Origin of the sequence: Microbispora sp. H10885 (assembly GCF_014161415.1) — a bacterium.
GTDB lineage: Bacteria > Actinomycetota > Actinomycetes > Streptosporangiales > Streptosporangiaceae > Microbispora > Microbispora triticiradicis.
In genome coordinates this window covers 526,229-538,171 of the sequence record NZ_JABBWY010000007.1, presented here as the reverse complement: position 1 = coordinate 538,171, position 11,943 = coordinate 526,229, and the positions used below count along the sequence as shown (strand labels likewise).

Genomic DNA, 11,943 nt, shown 5'->3' with positions numbered 1-11,943 from the left:
GAACAGGCGGCGCTGCTGCGCGAGCGGCTGGCCGGTGAACTGCCGGGACCCAGGCGCCCGCGGCCCCGGCCGCCGCCGCGCCCGCCGCGGCGGAGGTGCGGGTGGACACCACCCTGCGCGGCCGCACCGAGAAGATGTCGCGCCTGCGGCAGACCATCGCCAAGCGCATGGTGGAGTCGCTGCAGGTCTCGGCCCAGCTCACCACCGTGGTCGAGGTCGACGTCACCCGCATCGCCCGCCTGCGCGACCAGGCCAAGGGCGAGTTCCTGCGGCGCGAGGGCGTCAAGCTGTCGTTCATGCCGTTCTTCGCGATCGCCGCGATCGAGGCGCTCAAGCAGCACCCGAAGCTGAACGCCACGATCAACAGCGAGACCAACGAGGTCACCTACTTCGACGTCGAGCACCTCGGCTTCGCGACCGACACCGAGCGCGGCCTGCTCGTCCCGGTGATCAAGAACGCGGGCGACCTCAACATCGCCGGGCTCGCCCGTAAGATCGCCGACCTCGCCGAGCGCACCCGCACCAACAAGGTGAGCCCGGACGAGATCACCGGCGGCACGTTCACGCTGACCAACACCGGCAGCCGGGGCGCGCTGTTCGACACGCCGATCCTCAACCAGCCGCAGGTCGGCATGCTGGGCACCGGCGCGGTCGTCAAGCGCCCGGTCGTCGTGGACACCCCGGAGGGCGAGGTCATCGCGGTCCGCTCGATGGTGTACCTCGCGCTGAGCTACGACCACCGCCTGGTGGACGGCGCCGACGCCGCCCGCTTCCTCACGACGATCAAGCGTCGTCTTGAGGAGGGCCGCTTCGAGGCCCAGCTCGGCCTGGCCTAGTATCCGGCGACACCGCGAAGCCGTCCCGCATCCCGCGGGGCGGCTTCCGGCGTATAAGGGGCTGTGGAGACGATGACGACTGTGGTGACCGGTGCGTCCGGTCTGCTCGGCTCGGCCCTGGTGAGCGCGCTGCGGGACGACGGGCACGAGGTGCGCCGCCTGGTGCGGCGCGAGCCGGCGGCGCCCGACGAGCGCTTCTGGGACCCGGCGGGCGGGGTTCTCGACCCGGCCGCCCTGGAGGGCGCCGACGCCGTCGTCCATCTCGCCGGGGCGGGGATCGGCGACCGCCGGTGGTCCGACGCGTACAAGCGGGAGCTGGTGGAGAGCCGGGTCTCCGGCACGCGGACGCTCGCCGAGGCGCTGGCCCGCACGGACGGCGGGCCCCGTGTCCTGCTGTCCTCCTCGGCGATCGGCTTCTACGGCGACACGGGCGACCGGGCGGTGGACGAGTCCGCCCCGCCGGGAGAGGGCTTCCTGGCCGACCTGGTGCGCGCCTGGGAGGACGCCACGGCGCCCGCCGCGGAGGCCGGCCTCCGGGTGGCGCGGCTGCGCACCGGGGTGGTGCTCAGCGGCCGGGGCGGCGCGCTCGCCCGGATGCTGCCGATCTTCAGGATGGGCGCTGGGGCCGTCCTCGGCAGCGGCAGGCAGTACGTGTCGTGGATCTCGCTGCCCGACTGGGTGGACGCGGTCCGCTTCCTGCTCTCCCGCGAGGACCTGTCCGGGCCGGTCAACCTGACGGCGCCCGGGCCGGTGACGAACGCGGACTACACCGCCGCGCTCGCGAAGGCGCTGAAGCGGCCGGTGATGCCGGTCCCGGCCCCGCGCCTCGCGCTGCGCCTGGCGCTCGGCGAGTTCGCCGACGAGGCCCTGCTCGCGGGCCAGCGGGTGCTCCCCCGGCGGCTCCTCGACGCAGGTCACCGGTTCGCCCATCCCGCCATCGGCGACGCCCTGGCCGCCGTACTCTGAAGAGTCAGTCGATCCGGACACGGAAGTGGTGGGGCATGAGCCGCATCGGGCAGTCGCACATCGTCGCCATCGGGGGCGGCTCGTTCCGGCAGTCGGAGCGGTACGGGTTCATCGAGCCGACCGCGCTGCTGCGCTACGTCCTCGACCTGACCGGGCAGGACCGGCCCAAGCTCGGGCTGCTCGCCACCGCCACGGGCGACGACGCCGACTGGCTGCTGAAGATGTACGGCGCGTTCGCCCGGTGGGACGTCGAGGTCAGCCACCTGACGGTGTTCCCGATGCCGAACGTCGCCGACCCCCGTGAGTGGATCCTGGAGCAGGACGCGATCTACGTGAGCGGCGGCAGCGTCGCCAACCTCGCCGCGCTGTGGCGGCTGCACGGCCTCGACGAGGCGTTCGCCGAGGCCTGGCGGGCGGGCGTGGTGCTGTCCGGGCAGAGCGCGGGGGCGCTGTGCTGGCACGTCGGGGGCAACACCGACTCGTTCGGGCCGAGGCTGCGGCCCTGGTCCGAGGGCCTGGCCCTGCTGCCGTACTCGTGCGGCGTCCACTACAACTCCGACCCGCAGCGGCGCTCGCTGCTGCACGAGTCGGTCGCCTCGGGCGAGCTGCCGGAGGGGTACGCCGCCGACGAGGGCGTGGCGCTGCACTACGTCGGCACGGAGTTCATCCAGGCCGTGACCACCGACCCCCGGGGGTTCGCGTACCGGATCGAGCGCGACGGGCCCGCCGTCAAGGAGCTGCGGGTCGAGCCCCGGCTGCTGACCTCCACTACCCTGTCAGCGTGAAGGGCTTGGCCATCGTCCGCCTGGGAGTGGACGTTCCGTACGAGCAGGCCTGGGCCCTGCAGCGGCGGCTGCACGCCCGCCGCGCGGCAGGCGAGATCTCCGACCTGTGCCTGATGCTGGAGCACGCCCCGGTCTACACCGCGGGCAAGCGGACGCTGCCGCAGGAGCGGCCGGCCGACGGCACCCCGGTCATCGACGTCGACCGGGGCGGGAAGATCACCTGGCATGGCCCGGGCCAGCTGGTCTGCTACCCGATCATCCGGATCGCCGACGTCGTCTCCTACCTCCGGCTGCTGGAGGAGGTCCTGATCCAGGTCTGCGCCGACTTCGGGCTGACCGCGCGCCGGGTCGAGGGGCGCGGCGGGCTCTGGGTCCCCGGCGACCCGTCCCACGGGCTGCCCGACCGCAGGCTCGGCACGATCGGGATCCGGGTCACCGGCGGGGTGACCATGCACGGCTTCGCGCTCAACTGCGTGAACGACCTGAGCTGGTACAACCGCATCACCGGAGACCCCACCGGGGACGACGCGGGGGTCACCTCGCTGTCGGCGGAGACCGGCAGGCGCATCACGGTCGACGAGGTCATCCCCTTCGCCGGAAAGCGCCTCGCCGAGGCTCTCGGCGAGGAGCCGTACGACCTGTACGAGGAGGACCTGGGCGAGGCGGGCGGGCACGCGCCGGGCGAGGTCGGGGCGGGTAATAAGCTGGAATGGTGACGGTCGCTCCGGAAGGTCGAAAGCTCCTCCGCCTGGAGGTGCGCAACAGCCAGGTCCCCATCGAGAAGAAGCCGCCGTGGATCAAGACGCGGCTGCGCAACGGCCCGAACTTCACCGAGATCAAGTCGCTGGTGAAGGGCGCGGGGCTGCACACCGTGTGCCAGGAGGCGGGCTGCCCCAACATCTCCGAGTGCTGGGAGGACCGCGAGGCCACCTTCCTCATCGGGGGTGACCAGTGCACCCGGCGCTGCGACTTCTGCCAGATCGACACCGGCAAGCCCGCGGAGTACGACAGGGACGAGCCGCGCCGCGTCGCCGAGTCGGTCCTCCAGATGGGGCTGCGCTACGCCACGGTGACCGGCGTCGCCCGCGACGACCTGCCCGACGGCGGCTCCTGGCTGTACGCCGAGACCGCCCGGCAGATCCACGAGATGGTCCCCGGCTGCGGCGTCGAACTGCTGGCGCCCGACTTCAACGGCGACCGCGGCCAGCTGGAGGAGGTCTTCTCCGCCCGGCCCGAGGTCTTCGCGCACAACATCGAGACCGTGCCCCGGATCTTCAAGCGGATCCGCCCGGCGTTCCGCTACGAGCGGTCGCTCGCGGTGATCACCATGGCCCGTGAGGCGGGACTGGTCACCAAGTCGAACCTCATCCTCGGCATGGGCGAGGAGCGCGAGGAGATCCTTCAGGCGCTGCGCGACCTCCACGAGGCCGGCTGCGACCTGGTGACGATCACGCAGTACCTGCGCCCCACCCCGCGCCACCACCCCGTGGACCGCTGGGTCAAGCCCGAGGAGTTCGTCGAGCTCCAGCGTGCGGCCGAGGAGATCGGCTTCGCCGGCGTCATGTCCGGCCCGCTGGTCCGCTCGTCCTACCGGGCCGGACGGCTCTACCAGCAGGCGATCGCCGCCCGTGCGTGAGTCTCGTTTTCATTAAGTCAGCTCGGCGTTTGTATCCTTCAGGACATGGCCAAAGACGCAGCGGCTCCGGGACGCCTCAAGCAGATCCGGATGGTCGCACAGATCATTCAACAGGCGAATCCGAAGGGCATGCCGATCGTCTACGCGTCGGCTGCGGGGACACTCGCCCTGTTCGTCGTCATCGGCGTGATCTTCGGCTGGACGTGGATCGTCTTCGGCGTCTTCGCCGCCGTCCTCGTGGGCATGCTCGTCTTCAGCCGGTTCGCGCAGAAGTCGCAGTACTCCATGCTGCACGGCCAGCCGGGCGCGTCGTACGCGATCCTGCAGAGCCTGCGCGGCACGTGGTATGTCGAGGAGAAGCCGGTCGCGGTCAACCGCGACCAGGACATGGTCTTCCGGGTGGTCGGCTTCCCGGGGGTCATCCTGGTCTCCGAGGGCCCGCCGAACCGGGTCCAGCGGATGCTCGTCGCGGAGAAGAAGCGCGTGCAGCGGGTCGCGATCGACGTGCCGGTCTACGACATCCAGTGCGGTGACGCCGAGGGGCAGGTCCCCCTGGCCAAGCTCCAGCGGCACATGATGAAGCTGCCCCGCAACCTCAAGAAGGGCGCGGTGTCCGAGGTCAACAACCGGATGCGCGCGCTCACCCCCGCCGTGCCGATGCCCAAGGGGCCGATCCCCAAGGGCATGCGCATGCCGCGCGGCCCGAAGATGCGCTGACCCGGCCGGAAGACTCGTTCGGAAGACGGCGACATATGGACGTCGGACGGCGGCCGGTCTCCCGGTCGCAGACCTCCCGGGCCAACCGGGGCTGGTGGGACGGCGCGGCCGACGACTACCAGGCCGAGCACGGCGGATTCCTGCGCGACGACGGCTTCGTCTGGTGCCCGGAGGGGTTGGACGAGGCGGGTGCGCGCCTGCTGGGCGAGGTCGCCGGCCGCCGGATCCTGGAGATCGGGTGCGGCGCCGGGCAGTGCGGCCGGTGGCTGCTCGGGCAGGGCGCGACGGTCGTCGGCGCCGACCTGTCCCACCGGCAGTTGCAGCACTCCCGGCGCATCGACATGGCGGCCGGGGTGCGGCTGCCCGTCGTGCAGGCCGACGCCGAGACGCTGCCGTTCGCGGACGGCTCGTTCGACCTCGCGTGCTCCGCCTACGGCGCGCTGCCGTTCGTCGCGGACGCCGCGGCGGTGCTGGCCGAGGTGCGCCGGGTGCTGCGCCCCGGCGGCCGGTTCGTGTTCTCCGTCAGCCACCCCGTCCGGTGGGCGTTTCCCGACGATCCCGGGCCGCGCGGCCTGACCGCCGACCGCCCCTACTTCGACCGGGCGCCGTACGTCGAGTACTCCGACGAGGGCGAGCCGTCGTACGTGGAGCACCACCGGACGATGGGCGACTGGGTCGGCCTGATCACCGGCGCCGGCCTGACGCTGACCGGCCTGACCGAACCCGAGTGGCCGCCCGGCCACGACCGCGCCTGGGGCGGGTGGAGCCCGCTGCGCGGGCGCCTGCTGCCCGGCACGGCGATCTTCCAGTGCACCGTGTCCTTCTGAGCACCGTGTCCTTACAGAGCACCGTGTCCTTCCAACGCGCCGCGTCGTGAGCGCGGCGGGTCAGAGGAAGTACCGCAGCCAGACGTAGACCCAGGCCATCGTGATGCTCAGCACGGTGACCAGGATGCCGTACCTGGTGAACTGCCAGAAGCCGATGCGGTGGCCGGTCCGGGCGGCGATGCCGACGGCCACGACGTTGGCGCTCGCCGCCACCGCGGTGCCGTTGCCGCTGAAGTCGGCCCCCAGGGCGAAGGACCACCACAGCGCCTGCCCGGTCTGCCCGTCCGGCGCCTGGGCGACCATCTCCTCCACGACCGGCACCATCGTGGCGACGTAGGGGATGTTGTCGAAGAACGCGCCCAGCACCCCGGAGCCGAACAGCAGCGCCGTGGCCGCGAGGAAGTAGTCGTCGCCGAGCGCGCCGACCGCCCAGCCGCCGATCGTCGCGATGACGCCGGTGTGCACCAGCCCGGCGACCATGACGAACAGGCCCATGAAGAAGACCAGCGTGCTCCACTCGACCTCGCGCAGGACCTCCGGCACGTCGGCGCGGGACACCAGCAGCATCACCCCGGCGCCCACCAGGGCGACGATCGACGGCTCCACGTGCACCACGGCGTGCAGGCAGAACCCGGCGACGACCCCGGCCAGCACGATCAGGCACCGCAGGAGCAGGCGGGCGTCGGTGATGGCCCGCCGTTCCTGCAGCGCCATCACGGCGGCCACGCGCTCGGGGTCGTAGCGGAACGACCTGCGGAAGAGCACGCGGGTGAGCAGCACGAACACCACGAAGACGACGACCACGATCGGCGCCATGTGCGCCAGGAAGTCGTTGAACGTCAGCCCGGCGCGGCTGCCGATGATGATGTTGGGGGGATCGCCGATGAGCGTCGCCGCGCCGCCGATGTTGGACGCCAGGACCTCGGCGATCAGGTACGGCTGGGCCGGGATGCGGAGCCGGTCGCAGACGACCACGGTGACCGGCGCGACGAGCATGATCGTGGTGACGTTGTCCAGGAACGGCGAGGCGACGGCGGTGATGGCCATCAGCATGACCATCAGCCGGTAGGGCCTGCCCCTGGATCTCTTCGCCGCCCAGATGGCGAGGTAGTCGAAGACGCCCGTCTGCTTGACGACGCCGACGATGATCATCATGCCGAGCAGCAGGAAGACGACGTTCCAGTCGATGCCGGCGGTCTCGGAGAAGAACACCTCGTCGCCGGGGATCAGCCCCAGGACGGCCATCGCGCCCGCGGCGACGAGGACCACCTTGACCTTGTGCACCTTCTCGGACGCGATGAGGGCGAAGGCCGCCAGGAAGATCGAGAAAGAGGCGACGGCGCTCACGTACGGCGCCCCGGGGGTCCGGCGACGCTCGCGAGGCGGGTGCGGGCGTGATCGGCGGAGGCCCGGCACGGTGTCCCGGCGGGTGGGCGCGACGAGGACGGCGACGGCATGGCGAAGCGGTGGATGACGGAACCTCCGGAGCAGGGACACGCCGCACGGCGCGACGCGACAGCGGGAAGCGACATGACGGCAGGAATCAAGGTGACCGGAAAGCGCGCGGAAGGCGGGACGGCGACGCGGCAGGCGACGTGACAGCCGGGGAAGCCGGAGGCGGCCCCCGCGGCCCGGGGGCTCCGGCCGCGGGGGCCCAGGGGCGCCGCCGAACCCGGCGCTTCGCCGGGCGCGGCGGCCCGCTCGTGGCGGTCAGTCGCCCGGCGGGACGAGTGCCAGGCTGGTGAGCAGCCGCTCCAGCGTGATCGCCCCGGCCAGGGCGCCGTCCCGGTCGACGACCGCGACGATGGGGCTGCGCAGCCGGGTCATGAGGGCGGCCACTTCGAGCAGGGTCGCGTCGAGCGGCACCGTCACCGGCCTGGGCGGCTGGGGCGGCAGGCAGTCGCCCACCGTGATGCCGGCCAGCTCCTGCCAGAAGCGGTCGGCGTGGGCCTCGTCGATCGCCCGGGCGAGCGCCGCGTCCTCCTGGTAGGCCCCTGGGACCGTGAGACGCAGCACCTGCGTGCCGGGCAGCACCCAGCCCGGCCGTCTCCTGTCGTCCACGACGATCAGTCCCGGCATCCGGTTCAGCACCATGATCCGTACGGCCCGGGCGACGGGGTCGTGGACGGTCACCGTCGGCAGGTTCACGACGACTTCGCGCGCTTGCATCAGGTCATCACATCGATCGGGGAGACGGAGGTTCCTTGCGATGGTCATCGGGCCGCCTCGGTGAACGCCGCCTGTGTGAACTCCGTGAACTCGGTGAAACGGCGTTCGAGATCGGCGAGCCGATCGAGGACGGGCCTGCTGTGCAGGATGTCGGCGAGCTGGTCGGCCTCGCACTGCTCCAGGCTGATCGCCTGCAGCACGGTGTCGGGCTCGGCGGGGTCGTAGAAGAGGAGCCGCCGGCGGCCGGACTTCTCGACGAGCACCCCGAAGCACCGGCCGTCACGGGTGACGCACTGGTGCACGGTCGCGACGCCGGGCAGGGTGGCGCTGGTCACGTCCATCTCGGATACCTCCCGTCCGTCGTTGCCTGCTGTTCCAGTCTTCGGAACACCCCGGCCGGGGACCATCGGGTCCGGCACCCATATCGGGAGAGGTATGACATGTAGCGGCCCCCGCGAGATGGGGAGCACCCCGCATGGACACCCGCGTACGAGAACGAGCAGGCTGTGAGACGTGAACGAGCCCACTGACCGGCGCACCGACCGGCGCGACGACCGGGGCGACGACCGGGGCGACGACCGGCGGACCGGCCGGCCGGCGGCGGCGCCGCGGTCGCGGCGCCCGGCCCGGGCCCTGTTCTGGCGGCTGTTCGCGATCAACGGACTGGTCTTCACCGCCGGGACACTGGTGCTCGCGCTCTCCCCCGCCACGGTGTCCTCACCGGTCCTGCTCACCGAGGTACCGGTCCTGACCGTGGGGCTGGCCCTGATCATCACGGCCAACGCGCTGCTGATCCGCAGGAGCCTGGCCCCGCTCGACGCGCTCACCACGCTCATGCGGCGGGTCGACCTGCTGCGGGCGGGCGACCGGCTCACCGACAGCGGCAACGGCGACCTCGCCCAGGTCATCGGCACGTTCAACGAGATGCTCGAACGGCTCGAAGCCGAGCGCAGCGCGAGCAGCGCGCACGCGCTGGCCGCGCAGGAGGGGGAACGGCGGCGCATCGCGCGGGAACTGCACGACGAGATCGGCCAGAGCCTCACGGTGGCGCTGCTGGAGCTCAAGCGCGTCGCGGACCGCGCGCCCGAGGATCTCCGGGAGGAGCTGCGCTCCGCGCAGGAGACGGTGCGGGCCAGCCTGGACGAGGTACGGCAGGTCGCCAGGCGGCTGCGGCCGGGCGTCCTGGACGACCTCGGCCTGCACAGCGCGCTGAGCGCGCTCGGCAGCGACTTCTCCCAGGCGAGCGGGATCCGGATCACCCGTGACATCGACCCGCGGCTGCCCGCGCTCAGCGAGGAGGTCGAGCTCGTCCTCTACCGGATCGCTCAGGAAGGGCTGACGAACGTGGCCAGGCACTCCCGCGCCCGCCGGGCGGAGCTGTCGCTCACCGAGGAGGACGGGCGGCTCACCCTGCGCATCGCCGACGACGGGTGCGGGGGCGCCCGGACCGAGGGCGCCGGCATCCGCGGGATGCGCGAGCGCGCCCTGCTCATCGGCGCCCGGCTGACCGTCGACTCCCCGCCCGGCGGCGGCACGGACGTGCGTCTCGTCGTCCCCCCACAGGTCCCCCCTGTCTCGCCGTCCCCCCACACGTCGTCCTCCCCACACGCGGTGAAGGAGAGCTGAGCCGTGGAGAGCGCCAAGACCCGCATCCTGCTGGCGGACGACCACGCGCTGGTCCGCCGCGGACTGCGGCTGATCCTCGACGCCGAGCCCGACCTCATGGTGGTCGCGGAGGCCTCCGACGGCGCCGAGGCGGTCGAGGCCGCCCGCTCCGAGACGATCGATCTCGCCATCCTGGACATCGCGATGCCCCGCATGACCGGGATCCAGGCTGCACGTGAGATCTCACGGCGCGCTCCCGGCATCCGCATCCTGATCCTGTCGATGTACGACAACGAGCAGTACTTCTTCGAGGCGCTCAAGGCCGGGGCGTCGGGTTACGTGCTGAAGTCGGTCGCCGACCAGGACCTGCTGGAGGCCTGCCGGGCGGCGATGCGCGGAGAGCCCTTCCTCTACCCCGGCGCGGTCACCGCCCTGATCCGCGACTACCTCCAGCGCGCCCGGCAGGGCGAGCGGGTGCCGGACAGCATCCTGACGCCCCGCGAGGAGGAGATCGTCAAGCTCATCGCCGAGGGAAACTCCGCGAAGGAGATCGCGGAGACGCTCTACATCAGCGCGAAGACCGTCGACCGGCACCGCGCGAACATCCTGCAGAAGCTCGGCATGCGCGACCGGCTCGACCTGACCCGTTACGCCATCCGGGCCGGCCTCGTCGAACCGTGATCACGGGCCGCGCCGGGTCCCTCGTACGGACCGTCAGAGGGTGACGACCACCGTGCCGGACGCGCGGTCGTGCAGGCCGCGCCGGTCGCGGTCCCAGATCAGGGCGGGTACGGCGAGGCACAGCAGGAGCGTGCGGACCAGCACGCCGAGGAAGCGCGGCCGGCCGCCGTCCAGCGCGGCCACCCGGATGCCGAACAGCCGCATTCCCAGGGTCATGCCGATCGTGCCGAGCAGCAGGACGTACTCCGGGGCGAACACGCCGAGGCCGACCGCGCTGACGTCGGCGCCGCGGACGCGGAGCAGGCCACCGGCGATGGCCCAGGTGCACAGGAGCCAGTCCACGATGACCGCGCCGAGCCTGCGCCCCCAGCCCGCGACCGCACCCGGGCCGTGCTCGGGCAGGCCGAGCCGCTCGCCGGGGTAGCCGAGGTCGATCCCGGCGGCGCGGGTGCCGCCGAGCCAGGTCTGCGTCCAACGCGGCTGCCGGTCACTCATGGCTCACCAGCGTATCGGGGAGGGTCACCGGTCTGGCGTGCGGCCGCGAAGCCGTCCATGATGGGGCAGGTCGAACCCATCAAATGCCCTGTATGGTGGGCCATTTACGACTTAGGCGTTTGGAGGGAACCGTGCGGCCGGCGGACCCCGATGACATCGACGCGCGTTTCGAGGCGCTGGTCGCGCAGTTCGACGAGGACGAGATCCGCAGCATGATCACGGCGGCGGAACGGGACCCCCTCACCCGCCGGAGGACGCGGCGCCGCCTGCCGGCCGTGCTGGTGGCGATCGCCGCCGCCGTCCTGGTCGCGGGGCTCGTCGTCACCGTACGGCCCGACGCCCTGGAGCGGCTGGGCGTCGGCGGCCAGGCGTCCGGCGACGAGGACCGGTTCGTCACCGGCGCGGTGGTCGCCCGGCCCGGTCCCGTGCTGACGCCGATCCCCGACGGCGAGGAGGGCCTCGCCGACCTCGACCCGGCGCCCGCCGGTCCGTTCACGGGCACCCCGGCCGCCGGGTTCGCGGACGGCGAGGAAGGGCTGGTCATGCCGCCCGCGCGGAAGCTGGGCGGGCTCACCGAGGACGAGGTCGGCCGCGCGCTGCTGCGGGTGAAGCTGCTGCTGTCGGCCGCGCACCTCGACCCCGCGACGGTCCGCGGCGGCCGGCCGGAGCGGTTCGCCGCGCTGCTGCACCCCCGGCAACGTGAGTCGTTCCTGGGCGGTCTGGACGAGAGCGGCCCGTCCGGCACCCGCTCGTGGGTGTTCAGCCTCGCGCCCGGCGCCGCCCAGCCGGCCGGGAACGTCGTGAAGGTCTCCGGGGCGACGACGGTCGGCGCGCGGACCGGCGGAGGCGTCACGATCGAGGCCGACTACCTGTTCGTCCATCCCGTCACCCGGCCCGGCGACCCCCTGACCGTGACGAGGGTCGTCGAGCACCACAGGAGCGAGTTCGCCGCGTACGGGGAGGGCGGGAAGCTGGTCGTCTGGCTGAACGGCGACCGGTCGGCGCTGTTCGGCGCGAGCTGCGACACGGGCGACGGGTTCGTCCATCCGTACTTCCCCGGCGACCCGCGCGAGGCGCGGCCCTCCGGCGAGCCCGTCAACCCGTACGACCGCGCCTCCGCGGTCTCACGGCGACCGGCATGTCCGGCCGCGTATGCCACCTGACCTGCGAGAAGGCCGTACGATGGAGGCCGGGGACGAGCGAGGCCGGTGTTAACGCGGCGGCCG

General features: G+C 72.4%; 13 protein-coding genes and 1 pseudogene. 10 read left to right on the top strand and 4 right to left on the bottom strand.

Annotated elements, in window-relative coordinates; all coding sequences use genetic code 11:
* Positions 1-53: 53 nt before the first annotated feature.
* From sucB to HHX37_RS21365, 7 genes and pseudogenes are all read left to right on the top strand, one after another.
* A pseudogene (gene sucB / locus HHX37_RS21395) lies at positions 54-836 on the top strand (2-oxoglutarate dehydrogenase, E2 component, dihydrolipoamide succinyltransferase); the annotation flags it as partial.
* Between the two features lie 72 nt (positions 837-908).
* Positions 909-1,802: a TIGR01777 family oxidoreductase gene (locus HHX37_RS21390; RefSeq protein WP_182886497.1), complete on the top strand. Its 894-nt coding sequence runs from the start codon at positions 909-911 to the stop codon at positions 1,800-1,802.
* A gap of 35 nt (positions 1,803-1,837) precedes the next feature.
* Positions 1,838-2,587, top strand: coding sequence for a peptidase E (locus HHX37_RS21385; protein ID WP_182879157.1), 750 nt, complete (start codon positions 1,838-1,840; stop codon positions 2,585-2,587).
* Positions 2,584-3,303 carry a lipoyl(octanoyl) transferase LipB gene (gene lipB / locus HHX37_RS21380; protein WP_182879158.1) on the top strand — a complete coding sequence of 240 codons (720 nt, stop codon included), beginning with the start codon at positions 2,584-2,586 and terminating at the stop codon, positions 3,301-3,303. The genes HHX37_RS21385 and lipB overlap by 4 nt, the downstream gene beginning before the upstream one ends.
* Complete coding sequence (lipA, locus tag HHX37_RS21375; protein ID WP_117410554.1) at positions 3,300-4,223, top strand: lipoyl synthase; 924 nt, start codon at positions 3,300-3,302, stop codon at positions 4,221-4,223. The genes lipB and lipA overlap by 4 nt, the downstream gene beginning before the upstream one ends.
* A 45-nt stretch (positions 4,224-4,268) precedes the next feature.
* On the top strand, positions 4,269-4,940 hold the full coding sequence (locus tag HHX37_RS21370) for a DUF4191 domain-containing protein (protein ID WP_117410555.1): 672 nt from the start codon (positions 4,269-4,271) through the stop codon (positions 4,938-4,940).
* Positions 4,941-4,975: 35 nt separating this feature from the next.
* On the top strand, positions 4,976-5,767 hold the full coding sequence (locus HHX37_RS21365) for a class I SAM-dependent methyltransferase (RefSeq protein ID WP_182886496.1): 792 nt from the start codon (positions 4,976-4,978) through the stop codon (positions 5,765-5,767).
* Between the two features lie 60 nt (positions 5,768-5,827).
* On the opposite strand, the gene HHX37_RS21360 is transcribed toward HHX37_RS21365, so the two are convergent.
* The 3 genes from HHX37_RS21360 to HHX37_RS21350 form a co-directional block, all read right to left on the bottom strand.
* Positions 5,828-7,114 (bottom strand): ArsB/NhaD family transporter, encoded by a 1,287-nt coding sequence (locus HHX37_RS21360; protein WP_182886495.1) that lies wholly within the window; start codon positions 7,112-7,114, stop codon positions 5,828-5,830.
* A gap of 363 nt (positions 7,115-7,477) precedes the next feature.
* Positions 7,478-7,936, bottom strand: a complete 459-nt coding sequence (locus HHX37_RS21355; RefSeq protein WP_182877245.1) for a CBS domain-containing protein — start codon at positions 7,934-7,936, stop codon at positions 7,478-7,480.
* Positions 7,937-7,980: 44 nt separating this feature from the next.
* Positions 7,981-8,277 carry a hypothetical protein gene (locus tag HHX37_RS21350; protein WP_117410559.1) on the bottom strand — a complete coding sequence of 99 codons (297 nt, stop codon included), beginning with the start codon at positions 8,275-8,277 and terminating at the stop codon, positions 7,981-7,983.
* 172 nt (positions 8,278-8,449) lie between these two features.
* Between HHX37_RS21350 and HHX37_RS21345 the strand changes: the two genes are divergently transcribed.
* Complete coding sequence (locus tag HHX37_RS21345; protein WP_182886494.1) at positions 8,450-9,562, top strand: histidine kinase; 1,113 nt, start codon at positions 8,450-8,452, stop codon at positions 9,560-9,562.
* Between the two features lie 3 nt (positions 9,563-9,565).
* Positions 9,566-10,222 (top strand): response regulator, encoded by a 657-nt coding sequence (locus HHX37_RS21340; protein ID WP_117410561.1) that lies wholly within the window; start codon positions 9,566-9,568, stop codon positions 10,220-10,222.
* Positions 10,223-10,255: 33 nt separating this feature from the next.
* Here HHX37_RS21340 and HHX37_RS21335 read toward each other — a convergent pair whose 3' ends face one another.
* The gene (locus HHX37_RS21335) at positions 10,256-10,717 is read right to left on the bottom strand and encodes an RDD family protein (protein ID WP_182886493.1); all 462 of its coding nucleotides are present in this window, start codon (positions 10,715-10,717) and stop codon (positions 10,256-10,258) included.
* A gap of 131 nt (positions 10,718-10,848) precedes the next feature.
* Here HHX37_RS21335 and HHX37_RS21330 point away from each other — a divergent pair, with 131 nt between their 5' ends.
* Positions 10,849-11,880 carry a hypothetical protein gene (locus HHX37_RS21330; protein WP_182886492.1) on the top strand — a complete coding sequence of 344 codons (1,032 nt, stop codon included), beginning with the start codon at positions 10,849-10,851 and terminating at the stop codon, positions 11,878-11,880.
* Positions 11,881-11,943: the final 63 nt, after the last annotated feature.